Annotated in this window: 24 protein-coding genes and 2 pseudogenes; 21 read left to right on the forward strand and 5 right to left on the reverse strand. The window is 31.7% G+C overall.

Going from position 1 to position 25,125, the window contains the following annotated elements; all coding sequences use genetic code 11:
- Positions 1 to 80: 80 nt before the first annotated feature.
- Positions 81 to 308, reverse strand: a complete 228-nt coding sequence (locus JFU18_RS30020; RefSeq protein ID WP_242488465.1) for a hypothetical protein — start codon at positions 306 to 308, stop codon at positions 81 to 83.
- A gap of 417 nt (positions 309 to 725) precedes the next feature.
- On the opposite strand from JFU18_RS30020, the gene JFU18_RS27770 reads away from it, so the two are divergent.
- The 5 genes from JFU18_RS27770 (at position 726) to JFU18_RS27790 (ending at position 3,063) form a co-directional block, all read left to right on the forward strand.
- The gene (locus JFU18_RS27770; protein WP_201033420.1) at positions 726 to 977 is read left to right on the forward strand and encodes a hypothetical protein; all 252 of its coding nucleotides are present in this window, start codon (positions 726 to 728) and stop codon (positions 975 to 977) included.
- 26 nt (positions 978 to 1,003) lie between these two features.
- Positions 1,004 to 2,140, forward strand: coding sequence for a homing endonuclease associated repeat-containing protein (locus JFU18_RS27775; RefSeq protein ID WP_201033419.1), 1,137 nt, complete (start codon positions 1,004 to 1,006; stop codon positions 2,138 to 2,140).
- Positions 2,115 to 2,348, forward strand: coding sequence for a hypothetical protein (locus JFU18_RS27780; protein ID WP_149191295.1), 234 nt, complete (start codon positions 2,115 to 2,117; stop codon positions 2,346 to 2,348). Before JFU18_RS27775 ends, JFU18_RS27780 begins: the two co-directional genes overlap by 26 nt.
- Positions 2,349 to 2,398: 50 nt before the next feature.
- A complete protein-coding gene (locus JFU18_RS27785) occupies positions 2,399 to 2,677 on the forward strand; it encodes an AbrB/MazE/SpoVT family DNA-binding domain-containing protein (RefSeq protein ID WP_201033418.1) in 279 nt (92 codons plus the stop codon).
- A gap of 218 nt (positions 2,678 to 2,895) precedes the next feature.
- Positions 2,896 to 3,063, forward strand: coding sequence for a hypothetical protein (locus tag JFU18_RS27790; RefSeq protein WP_187770561.1), 168 nt, complete (start codon positions 2,896 to 2,898; stop codon positions 3,061 to 3,063).
- Between the two features lie 59 nt (positions 3,064 to 3,122).
- Here the strand turns inward: JFU18_RS27790 and JFU18_RS27795 are convergent, their stop codons facing one another.
- On the reverse strand, positions 3,123 to 3,395 hold the full coding sequence (locus JFU18_RS27795; protein ID WP_201033417.1) for an HU family DNA-binding protein: 273 nt from the start codon (positions 3,393 to 3,395) through the stop codon (positions 3,123 to 3,125).
- A gap of 241 nt (positions 3,396 to 3,636) precedes the next feature.
- Positions 3,637 to 3,816, reverse strand: a complete 180-nt coding sequence (locus JFU18_RS27800) for a hypothetical protein (RefSeq protein ID WP_201033554.1) — start codon at positions 3,814 to 3,816, stop codon at positions 3,637 to 3,639.
- A gap of 455 nt (positions 3,817 to 4,271) precedes the next feature.
- On the opposite strand from JFU18_RS27800, the gene JFU18_RS27805 reads away from it, so the two are divergent.
- From JFU18_RS27805 to JFU18_RS27815, 3 genes and pseudogenes are all read left to right on the forward strand, one after another.
- Positions 4,272 to 4,979, forward strand: a complete 708-nt coding sequence (locus JFU18_RS27805; RefSeq protein ID WP_201033416.1) for an IS6 family transposase — start codon at positions 4,272 to 4,274, stop codon at positions 4,977 to 4,979.
- Positions 4,980 to 5,310: 331 nt separating this feature from the next.
- Positions 5,311 to 6,436 (forward strand): annotated as a pseudogene (locus tag JFU18_RS27810) (IS3 family transposase).
- A gap of 336 nt (positions 6,437 to 6,772) precedes the next feature.
- Positions 6,773 to 8,455 carry a helix-turn-helix domain-containing protein gene (locus JFU18_RS27815; RefSeq protein WP_149191289.1) on the forward strand — a complete coding sequence of 561 codons (1,683 nt, stop codon included), beginning with the start codon at positions 6,773 to 6,775 and terminating at the stop codon, positions 8,453 to 8,455.
- Positions 8,456 to 8,566: 111 nt separating this feature from the next.
- Here the strand turns inward: JFU18_RS27815 and JFU18_RS30025 are convergent.
- A pseudogene (locus JFU18_RS30025) lies at positions 8,567 to 8,693 on the reverse strand (zinc ribbon domain-containing protein); the annotation flags it as partial.
- Between the two features lie 226 nt (positions 8,694 to 8,919).
- Positions 8,920 to 9,873: a helix-turn-helix transcriptional regulator gene (locus JFU18_RS27820; protein ID WP_088031227.1), complete on the reverse strand. Its 954-nt coding sequence runs from the start codon at positions 9,871 to 9,873 to the stop codon at positions 8,920 to 8,922.
- 102 nt (positions 9,874 to 9,975) lie between these two features.
- Between JFU18_RS27820 and JFU18_RS27825 the strand changes: the two genes are divergently transcribed.
- The 13 genes from JFU18_RS27825 to JFU18_RS27885 all read left to right on the forward strand — a co-directional run bounded on the left by JFU18_RS27825 (position 9,976) and on the right by JFU18_RS27885 (position 25,119).
- Entirely contained in the window at positions 9,976 to 10,764 is a 789-nt protein-coding gene (locus tag JFU18_RS27825) for an ABC transporter permease (protein WP_201050416.1), read from the forward strand.
- Between the two features lie 16 nt (positions 10,765 to 10,780).
- Positions 10,781 to 11,575 (forward strand): ABC transporter permease, encoded by a 795-nt coding sequence (locus JFU18_RS27830; protein WP_088031225.1) that lies wholly within the window; start codon positions 10,781 to 10,783, stop codon positions 11,573 to 11,575.
- A 19-nt stretch (positions 11,576 to 11,594) separates the two neighbouring features.
- Complete coding sequence (locus JFU18_RS27835) at positions 11,595 to 12,590, forward strand: ABC transporter ATP-binding protein (protein WP_240381037.1); 996 nt, start codon at positions 11,595 to 11,597, stop codon at positions 12,588 to 12,590.
- Positions 12,591 to 14,061: 1,471 nt separating this feature from the next.
- Positions 14,062 to 15,042 carry a 2,3-diaminopropionate biosynthesis protein SbnA gene (sbnA, locus tag JFU18_RS27840; protein WP_176280902.1) on the forward strand — a complete coding sequence of 327 codons (981 nt, stop codon included), beginning with the start codon at positions 14,062 to 14,064 and terminating at the stop codon, positions 15,040 to 15,042.
- Positions 15,043 to 15,061: 19 nt separating this feature from the next.
- Positions 15,062 to 16,015, forward strand: coding sequence for a PLP-dependent cysteine synthase family protein (locus JFU18_RS27845; RefSeq protein WP_088031222.1), 954 nt, complete (start codon positions 15,062 to 15,064; stop codon positions 16,013 to 16,015).
- Positions 16,016 to 16,032: 17 nt separating this feature from the next.
- Positions 16,033 to 16,800, forward strand: a complete 768-nt coding sequence (locus tag JFU18_RS27850; RefSeq protein WP_088031221.1) for an acyl-CoA dehydrogenase family protein — start codon at positions 16,033 to 16,035, stop codon at positions 16,798 to 16,800.
- A 19-nt stretch (positions 16,801 to 16,819) separates the two neighbouring features.
- On the forward strand, positions 16,820 to 18,214 hold the full coding sequence (locus JFU18_RS27855) for a class I adenylate-forming enzyme family protein (protein ID WP_201033412.1): 1,395 nt from the start codon (positions 16,820 to 16,822) through the stop codon (positions 18,212 to 18,214).
- Positions 18,214 to 19,545: a nucleotide sugar dehydrogenase gene (locus JFU18_RS27860; RefSeq protein WP_201035018.1), complete on the forward strand. Its 1,332-nt coding sequence runs from the start codon at positions 18,214 to 18,216 to the stop codon at positions 19,543 to 19,545. The genes JFU18_RS27855 and JFU18_RS27860 overlap by 1 nt, the downstream gene beginning before the upstream one ends.
- Entirely contained in the window at positions 19,538 to 20,521 is a 984-nt protein-coding gene (locus JFU18_RS27865) for an NAD-dependent epimerase/dehydratase family protein (protein WP_201050418.1), read from the forward strand. Before JFU18_RS27860 ends, JFU18_RS27865 begins: the two co-directional genes overlap by 8 nt.
- A gap of 34 nt (positions 20,522 to 20,555) precedes the next feature.
- Positions 20,556 to 21,626 carry a glycosyltransferase family 4 protein gene (locus JFU18_RS27870; protein ID WP_201033410.1) on the forward strand — a complete coding sequence of 357 codons (1,071 nt, stop codon included), beginning with the start codon at positions 20,556 to 20,558 and terminating at the stop codon, positions 21,624 to 21,626.
- Positions 21,589 to 22,332 (forward strand): sugar phosphate nucleotidyltransferase, encoded by a 744-nt coding sequence (locus tag JFU18_RS27875; RefSeq protein WP_201035017.1) that lies wholly within the window; start codon positions 21,589 to 21,591, stop codon positions 22,330 to 22,332. The genes JFU18_RS27870 and JFU18_RS27875 overlap by 38 nt, the downstream gene beginning before the upstream one ends.
- A gap of 3 nt (positions 22,333 to 22,335) precedes the next feature.
- Positions 22,336 to 23,487 (forward strand): DegT/DnrJ/EryC1/StrS family aminotransferase, encoded by a 1,152-nt coding sequence (locus JFU18_RS27880; RefSeq protein ID WP_088031215.1) that lies wholly within the window; start codon positions 22,336 to 22,338, stop codon positions 23,485 to 23,487.
- Positions 23,488 to 23,490: 3 nt separating this feature from the next.
- Entirely contained in the window at positions 23,491 to 25,119 is a 1,629-nt protein-coding gene (locus tag JFU18_RS27885; RefSeq protein WP_201050420.1) for a beta-galactosidase trimerization domain-containing protein, read from the forward strand.
- Positions 25,120 to 25,125 lie beyond the last annotated feature (6 nt).

Raw genomic sequence — 25,125 nt, forward strand, 5'->3', positions numbered from 1 at the left:
CCACATCCATCAAGCTATTATATTAGATTCTCACAAAAATGAAAATTTTATTTTTCTATAGTGGTCTATTAGCCCTTAACTCATTTTTCTCGTTTTGGGGAACAATGAATTTCTGAGCTTGATGGGTATGTGACTCTATCCCTTATTAAAGTAATGGCATTAAATGTTTTTCGTAATTCTAAATTTTCTCCACTTACTTTCGCAATATATTTCAAACATTCTACCACTGGATACTGAATTAACGATTTAGGTTGTGAGAACTTGATTTCTTCTTTTTCAAGAAAATTGACAAGTTGTTCAACAGTCATCTCTTTGCGTTGTATCCTATTGAAATGTTGTACCACAATGTTTTTCCAGTAATAAGATGGACTCTGGAAATAGCCTTCTCCCTGCACTGCATGATTATAAATCATATCCAGCTTTTCTTGTTTCCTCTTCTTTTGTAAATACCCTTTTGAAATAAGATAGTAAAATTAAGATAGGGGGTACTGTCTAATTATACACGATATAAAGTTAATTCCCTTCTAGTTTGAAAAATCTAGTCATAACCGATACGCTGTTTAATGTCTACAGTGTGTATTTTTCCTTTTCAGCAAAAGTCAAATTTAGCTTGATGCGCATGTATAGAGATCCCTAATTTATTTTTTGAGGAAACAAGATACGTAGACGATCGTCTACGTATCTGTTATTATAAATGTAAGAATATAATTAAGGGGTGTGTAGGAATGAGAAGTTTAGAAGAAATCGCAAAGGAATATGTTTCAATTGAAATGTGTGAAGGAAGTCATAGCAAAAACAAAGATGAATATGATAATGAATTAGATTTTTATCTTGAAAATGTAACTAATTTAGAGGGTTCCTATGAAACCTACTTAACTAATAGTCTTTCAAAAGAAGGGTTAGATCACTACGATGTAATTGAAGTATGGAATGCTATCGAAAAAGGAATAAAAGAAGCTGTTGAGAAAAGAAGATAATATTCTTTTATGTAGGTGAGTGACGAATGCAATATACAAAAGAAGAGTTGATCTTGATTATTCAGTATAAAGCGAAAGAATTGGGGAAGATTCCAACCAAAAGAGATATTAAACAACAGACGCCCATTAAAAAAATATTTGGGAGTTGGAATAATGCCCTTGCTGCGGCTGGTTTTGAACATCTAAATCAGAGAACTTTTACAGCAGAAGCAATTATCGAGATATTTCATATGTGGATTCGTAAGAATAATAGAATCCCGACAACAAATGATTTGATTACAGACAAAACATTGCCAGATTCCAAAGTAATTAAGCGGTATCTTCATATGGGGTATAGAGATTTCATTATTTCATTAGGCTATGAGCCTTTTGACGGGACTGTCTACACACAAAGTGATAAAGAGCTACTACAGTTACTTAAAAGTGAGATAATGCGTCTTGGAACGACTAAAAAGAATGTATTTATGAACGAAAGAAATAAAGAAATAGTGCCATCCGTAACGTATTATGAGACTCGTTTTAACATGCGCTGGAATCGCATACTTTTGTTATCTGGTATTTCTAAAGACGATTTGTGTGGATTTCACTATACAAGAGAAGAACTCATTCAAATACTGCAAGAGTTGTATAAAAAATTTGGGGAAGTACCTTCTCAAAAGAAGCTTGAACAGTTAGGATATAGTCGTAATATCTTTATAAACATGTTTCAAAACTATAATAATGCGTTAATTGCAGCTGGTATTACACCAATTAATAAGACACCCGAGGTTGTGAAAGAAACCGATGAAGAATTACTTCAAATGTATATTGATTTTTCTAATTGTTTAGGACAAGCAGCAACACCAAAGCAGTTAAATGAATCTCATGATATATATAATGCAGATGTCTTTGCTCTACGATTTGGTGGTATGCTTGAATTGCATAAAAGAGCAGGACTTATTTCAACGTACGGTACTCGAAAAGTTTATACCAAACAAGGATTAGCAGATAAATTAAAACGTGTATATAAAGTAAATGAGGGATGTATTCCAATACGTCGTTTCAAAGAATTCGGATTATGTGCTAGCACACTCATGCGGTATTTCCAAACAACAAAGATAAATGAAATATGGGAAGAAATAGAGAAGGAGATTAAGCATGACAATCAAAGCTTACGGGAATAGGGACATCAGCAAAGTAGTTTTCTCAGGAAATCCTACAGCATTATCAGTATGGCTTAAGAGGCGAAATGATCGTACAAAAATACTCGCAGCACTTCCAAATCCGTATGTAGAAATAGGAACAAGAAAAGGATGGACACAAGAACAAATAGAGAACTGGGCTAAAGAAAATGGCCTAAAATGTGATTGGTCACAAGTTGAGGAATTATAGTAGAGAGTGAATTCCACTGAAAATATAACAAGTGAAAGGATTGTAACCAAATGAGATCTATAGGAATAACTAGGAAAATAGATGGATTAGGACGAGTAGTACTCCCAAAAGAATTAAGAAGAACTTTTGATATTCATGATAAAACACCAATGGAAATCTTTGTGGAAGGGGAGGCAATTCTATTGAAAAAATATGAACCTAATCATGCTTGTATGATTACAGGTGAGGTTGCAGAACATAATCTCTCATTAGCAGATGGGGAAATCAATGTTAGCCCACAAGGGGCAAAATTCTTAGTAGAGACATTGCAGCAATTTCTAGTAAAATAATTAATATATTTACACGTGTATGAACTTCCAAATTTGATAGTAAGTTAGTTCTTTCTGTTTAATTTAGTTGTGTTAATAATCAGTATTATAAAAAGATAACAAATATGATACAATTTTCTTTAAGCGATGTTTCTTAAAGGTAAATGGTAGTTCAAGTTAGGGGAAGGGCACTCATACGGGTGCCTTTTTCTTTGGAAATCATTAAAGGAGAGTGCAACATGACTATTATCAACTTGGATACTTTTCGAAAACAAAAAGAAAAACAAATGGTGACGATACCAATCATTGAACGGATATACAAAGAAGATGGCGAGGTTAAGATTGAAGTATCTGGGGAACAAGAAGTTTCTAAAGCCTGGCTAAACAGACACGATAAGAAAGTATAATATGTTACTAAAGAAAAAGGATCTGTTATTCATATCAGATCCTTTTTCACTATGTATAATTATTTCACTGCTGTTTTTAATTCTTTTCCGGCTTTAAAAGCAGGTGCTTTAGATGCAGCGATTTGCATTTCTTCACCTGTTTGTGGATTACGTCCTGTACGTGCAGATCTTTCACGCACTTCAAATGTACCAAAACCTAGAATCTGTACTTTCTCTTCATTTGCAAGCGCATTTGTTATAGCGTCTAATACAGCTTGTGTAGCTACAGCTGCATCTTTTTGTGTAAGCTCTGCTTTTTCTGCTACCATTTTTGTTAATTCGGTTTTATTCATTTTTTGCACCTCTTTAAATGTAATAAGAGATTATTATAACGTACCTACGTTTCTTATGTAAATAAAGATTTATAGAAAAAGCCCTAGCAAGGCTAGGGCAATTCTGTGTGATAGTAGTACCAAGGAAACTAATCTCATCGTACAGTTAATATTTTAACATTTTGATTAAACAATATAAAGCGGTGTTTCAGAGTATATGTTTGTTGCTGCATATTCTAAATTTAATAATATCCTTCCAAACTCATTTCATTTTAGAAGGATATTTCCAATCTTTTTCTGTTTCTGCTTTTGGAGTAAGGGTTTGTTTTTCTATCTTATCTAATCGATCTTCTACTTTTTCAATTGCTTCTTTTGTTTTTTCCAGCTCTAATTTAATTTCCGTTAACAAACGCAGTATAGCGTCTCCTTTTGTCATGTTCAAAGCCAAGTACCCCTTCTTATATTCGTGCAAAAGATCTTATACAGATAATATTTTATCATATTTAGTTTAAATTCAAAAAATTAGCATTAATGCACATATCCATCAACTTAAGGATTTAGACTATTTTTGAAGTTAATATCAATCACAAATATTTGTGATTGATATTAACTTCAATACTTCTAACATTAACTAAGCCCATTTCTGGAAATATCTATCTAAATTTTTTCGTTTTAGTTAGAGCTTATAAAATACATTGCAAAGATTTATAATGAAAAAATTGGAATAAAGTCCTGTTTAGGGATTCAGCCGCACATCCATCAACTTAAGGTATATTTTTATACAAAATGCGGTCTTTCAATATAGTTTTTATGGTTCTGGTGCAAAAACTATAAGGCTCATGTAACGAATCTCTGAAACTTGGACATACTAGTACTTTAAAAAAGGACGTGATTAGTATGGAAAAGCAAAACTTATTCAAGTGGAAACACTATCAGCCCGAACTAATCTTATTAACAGTAAGATGGTACCTTCTGTACAATTTAAGCTTTCGTAACCTGGTGGAAATGATGGAAGAAGGAGGAATATCAATCGCTCACACAACCATTATGCGTTGGGTTCATCAATATGGGCCTCAATTAGAAGAGAAAGTACGATATCATCTTAAATCAACAAATGACTCATGGAGAGTTGATGAAACCTATATCAAAGTAAAAGGTCAATGGATGTATTTATATCGTGCTGTAGATTCCGAAGGGAACACCATTGATTTTTATCTTAGTAAATCAAGAGATAAACAAGCAGCCAAGCGCTTTTTCAAGAAAGCTTTGGCTTTTTCGTATGTTTCTAAACCTCGTGTGATAACAGTAGATAAGAACCCTGCCTACCCTATAGCGGTGCAAGAGTTGAAAGAGGAGATCCATATGCCCGAAGGCATACAACTAAGACAAGTTAGATATCTTAATAATATAGTGGAACAAGATCATCGTTTTATCAAGAAACGTGTGCGTTCTATGTTGGGATTTAAATCATATAAAACAGCAACTTCTATATTGAGTGGTGTGGAAGCCATACATATGATAAAAAAGGGACAAATTGATTTACAGAATCAGTCTGTCCAAAATCAGAAAGAGTTCGTTCACCAAGTGTTTGGACTTATAGCATAAAATACGATTCCGTTAAGAATCTACCATCATCCATGTTCTTCTTCATATATTTGCACCAGAACCGTTTATTTCGTATGCAAATCTTTCAATCACCTACACTTGCCCTTTAGAAAAAAGAAACAATCTCGCCTAAAATTGACATTGCATAAGCTTAGCTTGATAGCGATGGGGTAGCACCACACATCCATCAACTTAAGAAGAATAAACGCCACCAAAACAAAAAAAGCCCCAAATTTTTCTTGAAAATGAAGTGAAGCCGAATAGTGGTACATGAAAAAAACACCTCCTGAATTCGCATACTAAGTATGCAAATTCAGGAGGTGTTTTTCGTTTGAAGACAAGAGTTCATTACCCAGAAGAAATAAAGTGGAAAGTGATTGAAATGAAAAAGGATGGTTATTCAAATCACACCATTATGGAGAAGCTCGGCATTAAAAATGTTTCCCAAATTAAGACATGGATGAAATGGTATCGTACAGATCAAACGTATCGTTTTCAACAACCTGTAGGAAAACAATATTCTTATGGAAAAGGGCCAAAAGAGCTAAGTGAATTAGAACAACTACGTTTAGAAAATAAACATTTAAAAACAAAATTACTTGTATGGGGAAAGTATCTGGAAATCGAAAGGAGTTGAAACCAGAAACTGTAGTTACTTTATGGAGAGATGTAAAAACAAAAATAACTGTAAGAGAATTATGTAGCGTATTAGAATTACCCCGTTCCACATTTTATCGCTGGTTACAACGAACGGAACGTCTTAAAGATGATATAGAAGAGAAGATAAAGGCCGTCTGTCTTAGGCACAAATTACGGTATGGATATCGAAGAGTGACCGCCACTCTTCCAAAAATGGGACTGTGTGTGAATCATAAAAAAGTATTACGGATTATGAGACAATATCATATACTCTCAAAGGTGCGGAACCAGTGGTAGCTCCTCATCGATTGGAACGTCAATTTGAAGCATCGGCCCCAAATGAAAAGTGGTTTACAGATGTGACTTACTTATTATTTGGAGAGCGTACCTTGTATTTATCAACGATTATGGATGCCTTTAATCGTGAAATTATTAGTTATGTCGTCAGTGAGTCACAAACACTGACATTAGCGATGAAGACATTAAAACAAGCAATGAGAGGAAGAAAAGTAAAAGATGTCATCCTTCACTCGGATCAAGGGAGTATTTATACAGCGAAGGAATTTCAAGCATGTGCCAAAGAAAACGGCATTATCACCAGCATGTCCCGGAGAGGAAATTGCCATGATAATGCCGTCATGGAAAGCTTCTTTGGTCATTTAAAAAGTGAAGCTTTCTACTCACAAAAGATAACAAAAGTATCCAACACAACTGTGCGAAAGATTGTGCTAGAATACATTCATTACTACAATTGTGTGCGAATTCAAGAAAAATTAAACCCCCTATCCCCTAAAGAATATAGGGAACAGATGGTTTAGGTGTTTTGATATGTGTCCCGCTTTCGGGGTTCACTTCAAAAGCAGTGGGCTTTTACTTTAAATATGTTGAAAATCATTTGATATTACGACAGTATGTTTATTTAACGCTAATTTTATGTTAAAAATTAATTTGGTTTTATATAATCAATGTCAGAGATCGCTATCAATATATGTAAACATCTATGATAAAAAAAGGTGATTTTCCAAGATTATAAATCTATAATTTAAAAATCATCTAATAAATCCTCAAATTTTGTTAGGAGGGGAGTTCATGTAGCAATTAAAATTTCACTTTTATAAATCCTCGACTAAAATTTACAATGAAGGAGGGTATACATGGAGAATGTTCTACAATTATTTCGAGATGCAATATTGATATCAGAGCCGCTCTATAAAAATAATGCGGAGTTGTGGCAAAAATGGAATTCTTATTATGAAGAAGTTAAAGAAAATAATAGTAAGATTGTAACCTCGTTTTATTATTCTCCTTCATTTTCAATGCTTGTGAAGTGGCTTGAACAAAAGCAAGGAAGTGGCCTCTCTTCTTTGCAAATATTCACAAGTATAGAGAAATATAAAATTGAAATCAACGAAACTATTGGTAGATTTGTTGAACAAGAATTTCCGAAAGACAACAAAGTTAATAATATAACACCTAAAATTTTAATTGAATCTAATCACAAAAACGTGCTTGAAAACTACCTTGAAGTGAATAACTCTGCAGTTTATTATAAGTTAAGGGATGGAATAGCAAAGAATCAATTTGAAGAAGATGAAAATACAAAATTACAGTCGTATCTAATTGAAACGAAAGATAGTAGTGGAGTAGCAAAACTCTCTTCTCACAAAGATGAAGATTTAAGGTTAGCGAACATTGAAGAAGCAGCGCGATGGAATACATTAATTGATGGTGTAATGAGTAATATGGACGATCTTACCGCAGACTGTTTAGATACAATTACAATACAGTGGTTGAATCAAGCAAAATCTCCAGACGATTTTATTGATTTCAGCTATGAAAATGTACTAGATATGTGTAATATGCCAAAAGCAACAGCAAACGGTATAGAGTATTATCGTGCAGAAGATAAAATTAAAATTGCACAACGGATAGCTGCCTTGGCGAGTATCTTTATTTATTTAAATGATGATAATGAGGTCGTGGTTTTAAATGATCGTGCAGAAACTGGTAAGCAATTTGAAATGAAACGTGAAATAATTAAAAGACTTTTCGTTTTAGATTCTGTAGTTCTTTGGAGAGATAAAAATACCAATGATTACGTAGGTATTGAATCTTGTAGAATAAAGCCAGGTAGCTTTTTATCGATGTATTTATACGAATCTAGTAGCACAACAGCGTTATTATCTAAAAAAGCATTGGAGTATAATAGTTATCGCCACAAATTCCATAAGCGACTCATTCGCTACTTATCTTGGCAGTGGAGAATTCGACAACAGTACAGTAATTTAAAAAGACCATATTCAATTGGTGGAGAAAAAGGACTATTATCTGTTATAGGGATTAATATAGCTAAGGGGCGTCCACACCGTATTCGTGAGCAATTAGAAAATGTGTTAATAGATTTAGAAAAAGAAAAAGTTATTTCACATTGGGCGTACACTAAAGATTTAGATGAGACACAGTTTACAAAGAAGTATTGGTTTGAAAATTATTATTCACAGTTAGGAATTGTGATTTTACCACCAGAAGAATTAATTAATTCTGTGGGGAAAATGAAAACAAGAAAAAATATAGATGTAATACAAGGGGAAAATCAAATTGTAAAAATAAATAGTAAACCTTTGAATACGGATGAGAATGAAAAATTGATTCGAGAGAAACTAGTTTTTTTTCATACTAAAAAGAACATAAAAATGAGAGAACTTTCGGAAGAAATAGATATTTCGCAACCTACTCTTTCCAGATTCTATAATCGAAAAACAAAGCGTCTTTCTGAAAATGCTAGAGACAAATTAAGTCACTGGTACAATAGACAAATTATTATTGAAAAAATGTAAAGAAAGAATATCTATTTTATTGAACTACTCACCACTTAACATCCTCACGGACTGTTTGAAGTGGGAGATTCCTAAGTACGGAAACCTAACGGTTTCTAATTCATTAGGAGATCCCGTAGTTCCTACGGTTAAGAGACGAATTGCTTGGTTTCTAAGATTTGAGCGCTGCATTTCGATCTCTATCGTGATGTGCGCCACAAGTAGGGTAATCCCACTCACGAATTGATAAAGTTTTTAATCGGTATAATGAAAAATTTCAATTGTTCATTATACCGATTAAGTGAAACAGTGTAAATGAAATCCCTTTAAGCAAAAGTTTTTTAGAGGCTTGTTTAAGGTTTGTCTCTATGTTTTTTGAAAATTATGTCTTTATAAAAGTATCTTAATTCTAATTGAATTGGACTATATATTAAAATTTATGACTAACAAAACTGATGGAATGTTAGAATATCCTTGTATATACTTTACGCATATTTATTTAATATAGCTGAAGCTTTTTCTTTGATTAGTGTAACTATTTCTATAGGATGTTTAACTTCAACGTCATCTCCCAAACCTAAAAAAAACTCACTCATATATCCAATTTCATTTTTATTTAGGTATGTATCAATTAGACCTGTTCCATCATCAAGTATTTTAATTTTTTCACGTAACCAGATGTTAAAATCACATTTAAGAATACCTTCTCTTGTTAAAATTACATATAATTTTATAAGTTCTTTGGGTTTTTCTTCTGTTTTTTTAAACCATGTATTTAAAGTTAAATTAGAAAAATCTTTCTTTTGCGGGAAGTTATTTTTAACTTCTAGCATCCTTATTCTATCTATTCGAAACAATCTATTTTGTTGCCTATTAAAGCAATATGCGGGCATATACCAATACCCATTAGACGAATAAATACCTATGGGCTGTATAATTCGTTTTGAGAAGCCTCTTTTTGATTCATACTCAATTTGTATCACTTCTTGATCAATAGCAGCATCCATTATATTTTTTAAAAGAGGGGTCTTTTCCTGTCTTGTTGGAGTGATAAAGAGCACCCTTTCACTCATTGAATCAATTTTTTTTTTTAGTTCTTGTGGAAGATAATTATAAAATTTATTTAGAGCGGATTTAGATTCATGTTCAAATGGTATGGAATCATAATATTGTAAAGATTGACAAGCGAAAAACAAGGAGATTGCTTCATTTTCAGAGAATGTAATGGGGGGTAATAAGCCATTTTTATTTATTAAACGATACCCCCCATGAGGACCTCGTTCAGAATAAAGTGGAATTCCAAGGGTAGATAATTCTTCTAAATCCCGTAGAATCGTACGTTTAGATACATTAAATTCATCTGCAAGCTCTTGCACAGTAAATTTATTTTTTGTGTTGATTTGCAGCAATATATTAAAAAGTCTATTTATCTTGCTCATCAGTTTTCATCCTTTTTAAAAATTTTTCTTTTATACATGACAAAAATTGTCACTATTAAATGTTACGATTAAGTTGTTCAAATAAGGAATGGAGGCGAATATATGTACAGTAAATTGATGCGAACTACCTTTAAGAGTGCAACAGTATACAAGTTTAATGTATTAACAAAGATTATAGCAACGCTTATAGCCGTGTTTGCTGTAAGGCAGGTTTGGACCGTCTTATATGAGAATCCCCCAGCGAATGGGGTTAATGTTACTTTAGACGTAATGTTAACATATATGACAATCTCAATTGTACTACAATCCCTATATACTCCTACAATTGTATGGGAAGTAAGTCAAAAAATTCAAAATGGACAAATAGCACAAGAATTTCAACGTCCATGGAATTTTGAGTTTGCAATGCTTTCGCGTTCGTTCGGACTGATTCTTGCGAATATTATGACGGTTGTTATTCCTATTGGAGTTATTACCGTGTTTATTTTCCCAATTAGTATTAGTAGCTCATGGATAATGTGGTGTGCTTTTTTATTTAGTATTTTTGCTGGTATTATAATAAATTTTTGTGTTCAGTTTTTTATTTCTCTTCTTGCATTTGTTTTTGTAGAAGTTTGGGGATTTGAGATTGTTATAGGATTAGCTACTTCGTTTTTATCCGGACAATTAATACCATTGTGGTTTTTCCCAGAGTTTTTGCAAAAAATCGCTCAATTTCTACCTTTTAGAGGAATGTACGATATTCCATTATCTATTATAACAGGGCAAGTTAATTTTCAGAATGTTTTAGGTTTATTGGCTTTTCAAATAATGTGGGCTGTTGGCTTAATAATAATCATCCGTTTAGTTGTTAGATATTTTCAAAGAGTGCTTGTAGTTGCTGGTGGTTAAGAAAGGAGAGAAGTATATGGAATACTTAAGACTTTATTTAAAAATGCAGAAAGCTAATATTCGTTCTAGAATGGCATATCCATTTAATTTTTTCTTAGGCATTATTTGTGTTACATGTTTCGGAATATTTTCTACCCTATTTATATGGGTACTAACAAGAAACTTTCCAAGTATAGCCGGATGGAATTTTTACGAAATTTTATTCATTTCGTCTTTTAACATGCTTTCCTATTCGTTGGGCTTACTATTATTTATACACATTATGGACATTGATCATTATGTAAGAAATGCGGAGTTTGATAGAATCCTTGTCCGACCAATGAACGCACTTTTACAGTTTGCAAGTAAGCAAATTAATATTAACAGTTTAGGAACAGTAATTTATGCAGTAAGTGCGTTAATTTACGCAGGTGTCCATATTAGTGGATGGAGTGCTGTATCAATTTTATATACCGTGTTACTAATTATTTGTGGAACTATAGTTTCTATATCTATCCATTTAATAATAGGATCAACAGCCTTTATTACTTTACAAAGTGGAGGATTGTTTCAAATGTTAGACAATATCTATACGAATGTTGATAACTATCCAGTCACAATTTTTCCGAAATGGGTACAATTTTTCTTAACTTTTATACTTCCTATTGGGTTTATAGGCTTCTATCCAAGTGCCGGTTTATTAGGAAAAGGTTCTTATTTATTAAATGACAATCTTATTTTGATCTGTTTGGCAGTCTCACTTATTTTATCTATTTTAAGTTATATTATTTGGCACGTGTCTATTAAGTTTTATTCGGGAGCCGGTTCTTAATTTTTAAAAAATTTTGGGGGTGTCTGTATTGATTATTGAAGCAAAAAATTTATCGAGAGAATTTACAGTATATTCTAAAGAAAATGGTTCTTTCTTTATGTTGAATCAAATTTTAGGAAGGAAAGGAACTAAGAAAAAGGTTGTAGATAATATAAATATGGACATTGCTGAAGGTGAAATGGTAGGGTATTTAGGACCCAATGGGGCAGGGAAATCTACAACAATAAAAATGCTTTCAGGAGTTTTAACACCTACTTCAGGAGAGTTAAAAGTTCTGGGTAGGGAACCAGGGAAGTATCGTAAAGAAAATGCTAAAGATATTGGCGTTCTATATGGACAGAGAACACAGTTATGGTGGGATCTAAAATTAAAAGATTCCTTTGAACTATTAAAAGCGATATATAAAGTTGATTCTAAGGTATATAAAAAAAGATTAGATAACTTTATTGAAATATTAGATATGGAGGAATTTATAAATCGACCAGTCCGACAATTATCTTTAGGGCAGAGAATGAGAGGAGAAATGGTTGCTACACTACTACATTCACCACCAATTTTATTTTTAGATGAACCAACTATTGGCTTAGATGTTTTGGCTAAAAATAAGATACAGGAGTTTCTTAAATTTTTAAATAAAGAAGAAAAAACAACGGTATTAATAACATCTCATAACATGGACGATATTGAAAAATTATGTGACAGAATTGTTCTTATTGATCAAGGAAAGATTATGTTTGATGGTGCAAAAAATAATTTAAAGAAAATGACCACAAAAAAAGATACGTTAATCGTGGAAATTGCGCTAGAAGACATGAATAAGATACCATCTTTGATTCCTCTAAAAAAAGAAGATAATAAAATGTACTTTGAATTTAGTGATCATGAAGAAGTACCAAAGATTATTAATGAATTATCTAAACAATTCAGGTTAATTAAAATAGAAATTGAAACACCTGAAATAGAGCAAGTATTAAGGGAATTATATGAAAATAAACAATATGGGATGGTTCTTTAACGTACTGTTAACAACAAAATTACTATTAAATAATGGAATGATAAGAGTAGATTATTATATTATAAATATGCCAAGCGGCAATATATTATGAGAGGAGGGAAAGACATGACAGATTCAAATACAAAAATGTTTGTTGGTGGCGTAAAGATTTAATATTGTTCTAATTTTTCAGGTAGAACTATTCAGATGTACTTTTTTAGTACTTCTGGATGGTTCTATTTTTTTATATAAGAAATTATTATTTTATATTAATGTACAAACATTTTTTAGACGTATTGTATAAAAAAGTCATAAGGAAGGCACTAGAAGTCATTAACATGACGTTAACATGTTAATGATTTTAAAGTAATGGAACAGTACAAGTGTATATGAGATGATAACTATGAAATAAGAAAATAAGAAAATAAGAAAATAAGAAAATAAGTATATAAAGGAGGTGATTAATATGACAAACCCAAAAGTTCTTGTTGGAGGCGTAAACGCGTAATATTGTTCTAATTTTTTAGGTAGAACTATTCAGATGTACTTTTTTAGTACTTCTGGGTGGTTCTATTTTTTTATATAAGAAATCATTATTTTATATTAATTTACTAATGTTTTTTAGATGTATCTTCTGAAGAAGATCAGAAGGAAGGTACAGGAAGTCATTAACATAACGTTAACATGTTAATGATTTTAAAGTAATGGGACAGTACAAGTGTATATGAGATGATAACTATGAAATAAGAAAATAAGTATATAAAGGAGGTGGTTAATATGACAAACCCAAAAGTTCTTGTTGGAGGCGTAAACGCGTAATATTGTTCTAATTTTTTAGGTAGAGCCATTTAGACTTACTTTACTAGTATTTCTGAGTGGTTTTATTTTATATGTTCATTCAACCTAATATAACTATGTGTTAATACTTAAATGTTATTTGGATATGGTTTATGAAAAAACTTTAAAAGGAATATGTTAGTAGTTCTTAACATGGTATTAACATGTTAAGAACTCTAAATTGATGGGACAGTACAAGTATATATATGATTATAACTGTATAAAGGAGGTGATAAATATACGAGATGGAAAATCAAAAGTTCTTGTGATTAAAGTTATTTAATTGTTTCAGTAATAACAGACATATAGAAATGTTTAAAATGCCTTCTTTTTTACTTTAGCAGTTAAAGCTATGTGAACCATACTTAATTTATTTTATTAATATGCATTATGAAAAGGTTAAATTATTTCCATGTATAGTGACTACTTTTCCTCACTAAGCTCTTACTATAAATTATTACATTGATTATGTTAAACACTTTAATTTCTCCGAAAAATCCTTAGGCCTACTACTAAGGATTTTTTATTTAATAAAAAATTCATACTTTAATGTTTTTTCTGTAAATAACGCAAAATTAACTGTGTATTTATGTCATTACTTTTAATCAATTTGTATTCTTTTATTTAAGGAATAAAAAATATGGAGAAGAAAAAGATGAAAAATTATAAAGTTAACAATTCAATACTAGACTTGGTAGGTAGTACACCATTAATGTTATTAGAAGCATTTTCTGATAATGATGTGAGAATTTTTGCGAAGATAGAAGGGTTTAACCCTGGGGGAAGTATGAAAGATCGTCCAGGATTAAATATGATTAATATTGCTGAAGAAAAAGGAATATTAAAGCCGGGTGGAAGAATTATTGAGTCGAGCTCAGGGAACTTAGGAATTGCTCTAGCTATGATTGGTGCAGTTAAGGGATATCAGGTACATTGTGTAGTCGATCCTAGAATTAGTACGACTAACTTAAAGATTATGCGAGCGTATGGAGCAACAATAGATATGGTCTCTCGACCAGATAACTATGGTGGCTATCAACAAGCAAGGATTGATAGGGTAAAGGAATTATTAGAAGTATATGAAGATGCTTACTGGCCGAATCAATATGACAATAAGGGGAATCCAGAGGCACATTATAAAGGAACAGCTTTTGAAATCTATAATGCGTTAGGAGAAGATATTGATTACTTAGTAATACCTGTTAGCTCCGCAGGATTAGTAACAGGTTGTGGTTTATTTGTTAAAAAGCATATGAAAAAAACAAAAATTATAGCGGTTGATGCAAAAGGATCAACTATTTTTGGTGGCTGTCCTTCTGCTCGTAGGATGACGGGGATTGGTGGGAATGTAACACCTCCTAATTTAAAAAGAGAACTTATAGATGAAGTATTTCATGTGAATGACGATGAGAGTGTTCAAATGTGTGAACAGATTATTAAAAATGAAAGTCTTCTTGTTGGTCCATCTTCAGGAGCGGCACTTTTTACAGCACTTAAGTTAAAGGGAAATATAAAAGGTAAAAAAAATATAGTAGTAATATTTCCTGATAATGGCGATAGATATTTGGATGGTTTATTGGATGTATTTTGTTCAAAAAGTAATCGGAAAGTAAATATTGAAAATCTAGCTTATTAGCAATGAAAGGAAGCTAACAATGGATTATGTAAGATCTGTATTTGATTTATGTGGCGATACCCCAATTGTACAACTAAATAGAATGGCTAAATATCAGAATGTATTTTTAAAGCTTGAAAGCTTTAACCCTGGTAAGAGTGTCAAGGATCGACCTGTTATAGAAATGCTGAAAGATGCGGAGGAATCGGGCAGATTGAGGGCAGGGATGACTATTGTCGAATCCACTTCGGGTAATACTGGCATAGCGTTAGCTTTATATGGGAAGAAAAAAGGTTACAGAGTTATATGTGTAGCAGATGAAAATATCCCGAGAGAAAAGCTTAACTTACTTAAAGCATATGGTGCAGAGGTAGAGATGGTGGAAGGAACCATAAATTTGAAAAATGCAGATTTAACAGAATATCGTATAAAATACATTCGTAATTTAATTGCAGATAATAAAGATTATATTAATTTGAGTCAATATGATAATGTGATGAATCCTCATGCTCATGAAATACATACTGCAGAAGAAATATTAAAACAAATTAATCAAGATATTAAAGCGATAGTTATTAGTGTTGGCACAGGTGGAACAATAACGGGTGTCTCTAAAGGTATCAAAGATAAAAGGCCAGATTTGCTAATATATGGGGTGGAGCCAGTTGGATCTACTTTATTTGGTGGAGAAAAAGGCCCATATTTACAACAAGGTCCTGGAAATTATTTTAAGCCTAAAATATTTAATACAGTACATGTAGATAATCATGAAAAGGTTAATGACTATAATGCCTTTAAAACAACAAGGGATTTAGCTACTAAAGAAGGTTTATTATTAGGAGGATCTTCGGGAGCTGTAGTATATGCTGCTATCAAAATTGCCGATCAATTAAAAGAATCAGGTGGAGTTTTAGCAGTTTGTCCTGATAATGGGACCAAATATTTAGACACAATTTTTAATGATGAATGGCTCAAAGAACATAATCTGTTTTAATCAAGGAGGTGAGTTTAATGATAATGAATAAAAATAAATCTAATATGGTTCAAATGATTGAGTATTTTTGTAATAGAAATACTACTGATGTTGAGCAGATTATTAAAATGGTACATGAAGTTGGGTATGATTTAACTCAAATAGAGAATGTTAATTTTTTATTTTCAACAGGTGTAAATAGACATCGGTATATAAGTATAGTAGAAAAGAATGCTAATCTTGAACAAAGTGTAAAATTTATACACCAGAATTTAATTTATGAAATAGAGTCTAGTTACATTACGCAGCGACTTGAATTGACTCATTATCAAATTGTGGTAATAGAGATCAATCTGAAATATGCGAGAATATTAAAGGAATTAGAAATAGATAATGAATCAATACTTTACCAAAGAATAAATTATTTCCTTATACCAGTGTTACAATTATTATCTTTAAAGCAAGTACTAAAAATTTGTATTGACTACTCGAAAAAACGCGTTGCTTTTGATGTACCTATTCATAAACATCAATTAGTGGGCCAAACATTAGCAGATAGTTTTACAGAGTATACAACCAATAAATTATTATTAATAGAACTAGCAAAGAAATTAGATAAGAAATTAATTACCATGAAAGAATGTGTTAGATCAATAATATTTCTTATAGAAAGTCAACAAGAAATTGTAGATAAGTTAGTTCCTACAACTGGCGCATATGGATTAATTGAAGAAGCAGGTATAAATAGCAGGTTTTTAGAAATTCATGGAATTGGTTCTGTATTCCACTACATTAACTACGTATAACTAAGAGGGTTTGATAAATGTGGGTTATATTAAAACTTTGTTAAAAAAACAAATAGCGTTAAAAAAAGAAGCAGCAGTTATCAATGAAGAATTTATATATTCTCCTACAAAGGTAATAAAGGAAATGAACGTTATTAGTAATAACTTTAAGCATTTCAAAAAGGGAGAAAAAATTGGTTTAGTAGTAGATCATTCTTTACGATCATTGATGATATTGTTAACAATTATAGAGCAAGAATATAGTTTACTACCATTGGATAGTAAATGTACAGTTTCTGAAATAGAAAGAGTTAAAAAAATTACAGAAACAAGTGTATGGATTATACCAGATACCTATAACTATGAATCTCTATCAACCAGCAGCTGTTACACTTACTCGGAAGTTTATAGTGAACAATTGAAAAGACCAAATAATAACAATGAAGCAGAAAGTAAATCCTTATATATGCTTACTTCTGGAACAAGTGGTATTACTAAAATTGCCAAGATTCCTTACCATAGTTTATGGAGAGGTGCGGAAAGCTATCGAGATTGGTTTGATATTAAAAATACCGATACTATAATTTCAACCGTTCCATTAACTCACTCATACGGTTTAATAGGTGCATGTTTAACTTCAATTTTTAGTCAAGCTACTCTGTATCTATGTAAAAACCCTACCCCCAGAAAAGTCATTAATGCAGTTCATGCATCAAAATCTACAATTTTATTTGGAGTACCTGTATTTTATAACATACTTACTCAAGCCCAAAAAATAACAAAAATAGATTTAGAAACGCTAAGATTAATAATTTCATCAGGAGGTCCTCTAGATAAGATAGTTAAGGGGGAATTTTTCCAAAAGTTCGGTCTGCCTATTCAACAAGTATATGGAAGTACAGAAACAGGTGCCATAGCAGCGACACATCCTGTTAGAAAATCAAGTTTAAATGCGGTGGGTTACATATTACCTCACGTTAAAGTAGAAACAAGTAATAATGGTTGTTTAAAAGTGCAAAGTCATACGGTTTTTAATGGATATTTAACTGAAGTTGGTGAGCATTCGTTTGTTATTAACAGAACATTCGAAACAGGAGACTATGGATACGTTAAAAATGGAGAGGTTTTTTTAAAAGGACGGGCAAAAACATTTATAAATGTTGGAGGTAGAAAAATAAATCCAACCGAAATTGAACGTGCTTTAGTAAATCATCCTTATATTACAGATTGTAAAGTTTTAGGAGAAGTGGATACATTATATGGAGAGAGAATTGTTGCCTATGTTCAAGCACAAAGTGAGTATCTAACTATTGAATGTGTTAAAGAATTTTTAGAAAGAAGATTAGCAGAATATAAGTTACCCCACCAAATTAAAATTGTACAAGAAATTTCGAAAAGTTGGAAGGAAAAATATATAGAAGGGGATAGATACTAATGAGATACGTAGAAGAGAAAGAACAGAACGATAGTATTTGTATAATCGGATTAGGTTATGTTGGTGTTACACTAGCTAGTGCATTTCTTGCTAAAAAACAGAATGTTGTAGGTATTGAGGTGAAAAAAGAAGTTAGGGATCAATTGAGTAGAGGGGATATGCATCTATTTGAACCTGGAATAGAAAGTATATTAAAAGAGGAAATTAATAATAGACTTACAGTTCAACAATATATTCCGGATAATTTAAAGAGTGTAATTATTTGTGTAGGTACTCCGTACTCACAAAAAGATAATAAGCCAGATTTAAGATATCTCAAGGAAGCTATTGAGGCTGTAAAAGATAAAATGACATCCGATACTTTAATAATTATTCGAAGTACATTACCAATTGGTGTCACTAGGGAATTTGTTTTACCTATACTTCAAAATAAAATTAAAAATCCTAAAGTTGTATTTGCACCAGAAAGAACAATTCAAGGTAAAGCATTAGAAGAGTTATTAAATTTACCACAGGTTATTGGAACATCCAATGATGAACATTTTGAGCAAGCTAAACGACTTTTTGAGAAGCTAGGCGTAGAAGTAGTCAGGGTACGATCGTTTGAAACAGCAGAGATGCTGAAGTTAATGTGCAATGCACATACAGATATTTTATATAGCTTTGGGAATGAGATGTCCAATATTTCAACAAAATTTAATATAGATATACATGAGATGATAGAAGCTGCAAATCATAATTATCCTAGACCAGATATTGCGACTCCGGGTTATGTAGGGGGATCATGTTTAACTAAAGACCCTTATCACTTAATTTATTCTGCTAAGCAAAAAGGATATATGCCGCATTTAGTAAAAGCAGCAAGAGATACAAATGAGAATTTGCTTAAAGGTATTATGTTACAAATAAATGATATTTTGGAGAGTAAAGGGTTAGATTGGAATACCACTAAAATTTTTGTTTCAGGGTTGGCATACAAGGGACGGCCTGAAACAGATGATTTAAGAGGAAGTGCAATATGGGAGCTCCTTAACCTTTTAAAAGGAAAGAAAGTTAAAGAAATCATGTTACATGATTTTGTGATTGATGCTCAAAAAATTGAAGAGGAATTTGGACTAAAGGCTGTCACATTCGAAGCTGGAATGAAAGAAACAGATATTGTGATTATTTTAAATAATCACCCTAAGTATCAATTATATTCAGATAATATAATTGATACTCATGAGAAGAAACAGAAAATTATTTATGATGTATGGGGTATTTATAAAGAGGTTCTCAAAAATGTGACAAATAAAAAATGTGATTACTTAGGAGTGGGATTTAATGGCTAAAATTTTGGTAACTGGTGGAGCAGGTTTTATAGGTTTTCATTTAGTAAAGTATTTACTATCCCAAGAACATAATGTAACGGTTATTGATAACTTTTTTAGAATTAAAGAAGATGATGAATTTAGAAAGCATGAATCTAAATTTAACTTTATACAAGGTGATCTAACTAAACCTTTAGATGATCTACTAATGGATAAGTCATTCGACTATGTATTTCATTTAGCTGCTATAAATGGTGTTAAATATGCGAATGAAATGCCTGAAAAAGTATTAAGGACCAATATTTTGAGCACGATTAATGTTTTAGATTGGTGTGCAAATCATCCACCTAAGTCATTTGTTTTTTCTTCATCTAGCGAAACGTATAATGGGTCAAAAGAATGTTTTGATATACCAATCCCGACATCCGAGGGCGTACCTGTAGCAATTAGTGATGTAACTTTACCAAGAAATTCTTATGCGGGTTCGAAGATTACTGGTGAATTATTAACTATTCATTACGCAAATAAATATAATTTTGCAGGGAAAATTGTTCGCTATCATAATATTTATGGACCAAGAATGGGAAAAGACCATGTAGTTCCAGCTTTAATTGAAAGAATTTTCAGTAAAGAAACCCCTTTTAAACTATATGGTGCTGAACAAACAAGAGCGTTTTGCTTTATTACAGATGCAGTGGAAGCAACATATGAGGTGGCTTTACTAGAAGATGAAAAATGTCAGATAGTTCATGTTGGTAACTCAGAAGAAGAAATCGAAATTAAAGATTTATGTAAAAAAATATTTAAGATAGCTAATTATGATGTGAAAATTGAAAATCTTCCAGCACCAGCAGGTTCACCTGCGAGAAGATGCCCAAGTACAGAAGAACTTAAAAGAATAATTAACTATATGCCTAAAGTCTCATTAGAAGAAGGATTGTTCCGAACTTATGAATGGTACAAACAAGAATATAAAAAAAATATTGATGTTGTTTAGAAGTAGTTATCCAATGGTATCAGGTGCTGATAACATGGCAAGTTATACTGCCAAATTTTTATCTAAACACAATGAGGTAGATATAATACTGGTACAAAAAAGCGATGCGCATAAAAAATATAAAATAATAAGAGATGAACTAGGAACAAGGATTTTTATCCCTAGTTCATCATCCCTTGACGATTATATTGATTATTTAGAAAAACTGGAACCAGATTTAATACATTTAGTGGATTTAGTAGATGAAGAGTTTTGTGATGTTGTTCAAAAGTTAAGTTATAAAGCTCCAGTTGTAGTAACTCCTGCAACAGATATTCGCTTATGGGAAAATCGAAGGAAAGGGCTTAATATATGTCGACTTGCAAAAAATATAGTTACTTTAACAGAGTACGAAGAAAAGAATCTTATACAAGAATTGGGATCAAAATATCTCAATAATATTGTTAGGATTTCCCAGGCTCCTGTAATAAGTGATGAAGAAATATTTGATTTTCGGGAAAAATATAATATTTCAATGGATGATCAAATAATTTTATTTCTTGGAAGAAAAATAAAATCAAAAGGCTATCATCTTTTATTGAAAGCAAGTAGTGACATAATAAAGAAACATCCTAATAGTAAATTTATTTTCATTGGACCTCATTATAAAGGATCTAAATTGATATTCGAAAGGTATAAAGGTAATAAAGCAATATTAGATTTAGGTCAAGTTTCAGAAAGAGAAAAACTTTCTGCATTACAAGCTTGTAATTTACTATGTTTACCTTCTACTGCAGATGTATTCCCATTGACATTCCTAGAAGCATGGCTGTGTAAGAAGCCAGTAGTTTCAGCTAACTTTCCAGGTGTTAAGAATATCGTTAACCATGGGGAAAATGGGCTGATAACAAATACGGAAATACAATCTATCTCAGCGAATATACAGTTTTTATTAGAAAATAAGTATCTCGCTCAGTTGTATGGGGAAAATGGGTATCAGAAGGTTATCAATCAATATTCATGGGAAAAGGTAACAGAAAATATTCAAGTGTTATATGAGAAAATTATTGAAAGGGAGGTAGAAACATATGAGAGCAGTAATAATGGCAGGGGGGAAAGGGATTAGATTACACCCATATACTAAAATCATCCCTAAACCACTTATTCCTTTGAATGAAATACCAATCTTAGAAGTTATTTTGAGACAACTTCAATACCATGGATTTACACATGTGACTCTAACTTTAAATTATAAGGCTCGTTTAATTCAAACTTATTTTGGAGATGGAAAAGAGTTAGGGTTAAATATTGACTATACAGTTGAAGATAAAGAAATGGGAACAATTGGACCACTAACATTAATAGAAAATTTGAATGAGCCTTTTTTATTAATGAATGCAGATATATTAACAGATTTGGACTTTGGAAAATTTTACAAAGAACATATTGATTCCAATGCAATTGGTACGGTCATGTTATATAACCATTCATTAAATGTTGATTTTGGTGTGGTAGAAAGAAATTCTATTGGTGAGATTACCGATTACCTTGAAAAGCCGTCTTACGATCTACTAATTTCTTCAGGGATTTATATGCTAAACCCTGAATCGATATTTTATTTAAATAAAGGTGAAGAAATAGGTGCACCTGAATTTTTAAAAAAATTAATTAAATCGCAAAAAATAGTTAAATCATATATTCATGAAGGTGTATGGATGGATATTGGGACAAAAAGAGGGTTAGACTTAGCTACCGATTTCTTTCAAAAAAATAAAAATCAATTATTGAATTTAAGTAAAGAAAATTTAATAGAAAAAGATAGGGTTGTATAAATTATGGATTGGAAAATACCTTTATATGATTTAACAATTGGTAAAGAAGAAATATCGGCTATAACTAAAGTATTAAAATCTCAATGGATATCTATGGGGGAAGAGACTAAAAAATTCGAGGTTTTATTTTCTGAAAACTTAAATATTAGTTTGCCAGGATTAGCTGTAAATAGTGGGACGGCTGCTCTACATACAGCTATGAAAATTTTAGATATTGGGCCAGGTGACGAAGTTTTAGTACCTTCAATGACATTTGTGGCGTCAGCTAATGCAGTAAAGATGGTGGGGGCTACACCAGTTTTTATAGATTCTACAAGCCACTATGATTTTAATTTAGATCCGGAAGTAATAGAGAGAAAAATAACTTCAAAAACAAAAGCTATAATTGTGGTGCATTATGGTGGTTATAGTGCAGATATGGATAGAATTATGCAGATAGCACATAGTTATGGAATAAAGGTTGTTGAAGACGTAGCACATGGACCATTTGTAAAGACTCCTAAGGGATCTTTAGGAACCATTGGAGACATAGGATGCTTTAGTTTCTTTTCAACAAAAAACATAACTACAGGTGAGGGTGGAATGCTTGTTACTTCCGACTCTAACTTACATGAGAGAGCACGCTTATTTAGATCCCATTCTATGAGCGTTAGCTCATGGGAAAAACATAAAGGGAGACCTACAACATACGATGTTAAGGAAGTAGGTATGAATTATAGGACTACAGATTTAGCATCTGCGATAGGGATTCAACAGATATATAAGTACAAAGAAAATCAAAAAATAAGAGAAGCACTAGCTTCAGAATATAGGATAAATCTAAGACAAATAAAGGATGTGACAATACCTTTTGAATCCGTAAGTGTCTCAAAAAGTAGTCACCATATTTTTCCTATAATATTGCCTGGAAATATAAATAGGGATCTCGTTATTAGTAAGTTAAAAGAGGAAGGAATTCAAACAAGTGTACACTATCCCCCATGTCATTTATTTACACTATATAGACAGACACAAGGAACAAAAATAGGTGATTGTCCTATAGCTGAAGAAATTTCAGATAGAGAACTAACTTTACCTTTACATCCTAACCTGAATGTAAGTGATATTCATAGAGTTTGTTGTGTTTTAGAGCACACATTAAAGGAGAATATATAAGTTATGTATATAGGTTTCAACTATCATCCATCCAAAAGTGGCTGTCAATATTGGCATGAATGGGATGAAGATGAAGTAAGAACTGATTTGTTAAAAATGTCTCGTGAAGGGTTTAATGTAGTCAGGTTTTTCTTGTTTTGGAAAGATTTCGAACCTCATGAAGGAGTCTATGATTATCTTGTTGTAGAACGGTTACATCAGTTTATTAAATTAGCAGATGAGGCTAATTTGTATTGTATTCCTTCAATTTTAACAATATGGATGAATGGACAAATATTTAAACTACCTTGGGATAATTCAACGGATGTATGGGGAAATATTAAACTTAAAACTAGAGCAGAGTGTTTTCTAGAGTTTATAGGTAAGGAACTAAGAGAGTATAAAAATATTTTATATTTTGACATAGGTGATGAAATAATATATGCAAATGAAAAAGCGGTTTTATCGCTGAAAAGTGAAGAAGCAAATATATGGTTAAGAGATATGATTACTGCATTAAAAAAGGGGAATCCACAAAGTAGTGTAATTATGGCAAGTGATCATTTATCAGTAGTAGGAGAACATCCTTTTGTTTTATCTAATATTTCTAATGAATTGGATGCGGTTGCAATACATGGATTTCCTCTATGGACAAAATTCAATATTGAATCCAATAATTCATGGAAATCATCATTATATGTATCATTTCTAGTTTCAATAGCAAAATTATATGGTAAGCCCTTAGTTGATGAATTTGGTTTGTATGGTTGTTCCGATGATATAAGAGCTGATTATATGTTGACGAGTGGATTAAGTAGTATTTTACATGGAGCAACAGGAATTATTTCATGGTGTTGGAAAGATTTTGAGACTGTTAAAGAGCCTTTTAATTTAAGACCGGGAGAAAGGTTTGTTGGTTTTTATAGCTCTTCTGGAAAGCCTAAAAAGAGTGTATACAGTTTGAAAGAATGTGTAAAAATTTCCAATAAGATACGAGATGGAAAGTTGAGTGAAAAAAAGGTAGGGATTTTTTTACCAGAAGAGCAGTTTAAAGAAAATGATAAGAATTTAGATTTTACACAAAAATCAATATCTCAATTCTACGCATTTTTATTGCTAAAAAAGACGCAAATCCCAACAGAATTTTGTAGGGAAAATCTAGAACAGTATAAAGCAATTCTATTCCCTTCAAACCTACATTTGACAAATGAAGATTTAGAAAATTTGAAAAAATATGTATACCAAGGTGGAATATTGATCTATAGTACAGGGAATTACTTATACGGACATGGGATATCTGACCTATTTGGAATAGAATTAGAAGATTATACATTAAACAATGAGGATTTTAGAAGTTTTGAATATGAAGGGACTTCATATTACGTCGAATGGGAAAATTTAAAAGATAATCAAATTCCAATTATAAGAGAAAATCAAGCAGAAGTGTTAGCAAGATTTAATGAATCGAAGAAGCCTATTATAACAAGAAATTCATATGGAAAAGGGAAAGTTTACTATATTAATATCCCAATAGAGTCGCTATTAAATAAGCCTTACGCTATGGAAAAAGAAAATTTTTATAAAATTTATAAAAATATCCTTTATGCAGAAGGAATTGATGCACCGACGACAATTCTCATCGCCTTTTGTTGATGTACA

Source organism: Bacillus sp. TH22, from assembly GCF_016651015.1.
In the GTDB taxonomy this organism is placed as follows: Bacteria; Bacillota; Bacilli; order Bacillales; family Bacillaceae_G; genus Bacillus_A; species Bacillus_A mycoides.

Excerpts from the sequence above, each read along its gene's own strand:
- sbnA (WP_176280902.1), top strand. The coding sequence starts at position 14,062 with ATGAAAAATTATAAAGTTAACAATTCAATACTAGACTTGGTAGGTAGT.
- JFU18_RS27880 (WP_088031215.1), top strand. The coding sequence starts at position 22,336 with ATGGATTGGAAAATACCTTTATATGATTTAACAATTGGTAAAGAAGAA.
- JFU18_RS27885 (WP_201050420.1), top strand. The coding sequence starts at position 23,491 with ATGTATATAGGTTTCAACTATCATCCATCCAAAAGTGGCTGTCAATAT.
- JFU18_RS27775 (WP_201033419.1), top strand. The coding sequence starts at position 1,004 with ATGCAATATACAAAAGAAGAGTTGATCTTGATTATTCAGTATAAAGCG.
- JFU18_RS27790 (WP_187770561.1), top strand. The coding sequence starts at position 2,896 with ATGACTATTATCAACTTGGATACTTTTCGAAAACAAAAAGAAAAACAA.
- JFU18_RS27845 (WP_088031222.1), top strand. The coding sequence starts at position 15,062 with ATGGATTATGTAAGATCTGTATTTGATTTATGTGGCGATACCCCAATT.
- JFU18_RS27820 (WP_088031227.1), bottom strand. The coding sequence starts at position 9,873 with ATGAGCAAGATAAATAGACTTTTTAATATATTGCTGCAAATCAACACA.
- JFU18_RS27870 (WP_201033410.1), top strand. The coding sequence starts at position 20,556 with ATGGCAAGTTATACTGCCAAATTTTTATCTAAACACAATGAGGTAGAT.
- JFU18_RS27830 (WP_088031225.1), top strand. The coding sequence starts at position 10,781 with ATGGAATACTTAAGACTTTATTTAAAAATGCAGAAAGCTAATATTCGT.
- JFU18_RS27785 (WP_201033418.1), top strand. The coding sequence starts at position 2,399 with ATGAGATCTATAGGAATAACTAGGAAAATAGATGGATTAGGACGAGTA.
- JFU18_RS27780 (WP_149191295.1), top strand. The coding sequence starts at position 2,115 with ATGACAATCAAAGCTTACGGGAATAGGGACATCAGCAAAGTAGTTTTC.
- JFU18_RS27850 (WP_088031221.1), top strand. The coding sequence starts at position 16,033 with ATGATAATGAATAAAAATAAATCTAATATGGTTCAAATGATTGAGTAT.
- JFU18_RS27865 (WP_201050418.1), top strand. The coding sequence starts at position 19,538 with ATGGCTAAAATTTTGGTAACTGGTGGAGCAGGTTTTATAGGTTTTCAT.
- JFU18_RS27795 (WP_201033417.1), bottom strand. The coding sequence starts at position 3,395 with ATGAATAAAACCGAATTAACAAAAATGGTAGCAGAAAAAGCAGAGCTT.
- JFU18_RS27825 (WP_201050416.1), top strand. The coding sequence starts at position 9,976 with ATGTACAGTAAATTGATGCGAACTACCTTTAAGAGTGCAACAGTATAC.
- JFU18_RS27875 (WP_201035017.1), top strand. The coding sequence starts at position 21,589 with ATGAGAGCAGTAATAATGGCAGGGGGGAAAGGGATTAGATTACACCCA.
- JFU18_RS30020 (WP_242488465.1), bottom strand. The coding sequence starts at position 308 with ATGACTGTTGAACAACTTGTCAATTTTCTTGAAAAAGAAGAAATCAAG.
- JFU18_RS27805 (WP_201033416.1), top strand. The coding sequence starts at position 4,272 with ATGGAAAAGCAAAACTTATTCAAGTGGAAACACTATCAGCCCGAACTA.
- JFU18_RS27815 (WP_149191289.1), top strand. The coding sequence starts at position 6,773 with ATGGAGAATGTTCTACAATTATTTCGAGATGCAATATTGATATCAGAG.
- JFU18_RS27770 (WP_201033420.1), top strand. The coding sequence starts at position 726 with ATGAGAAGTTTAGAAGAAATCGCAAAGGAATATGTTTCAATTGAAATG.
- JFU18_RS27860 (WP_201035018.1), top strand. The coding sequence starts at position 18,214 with ATGAGATACGTAGAAGAGAAAGAACAGAACGATAGTATTTGTATAATC.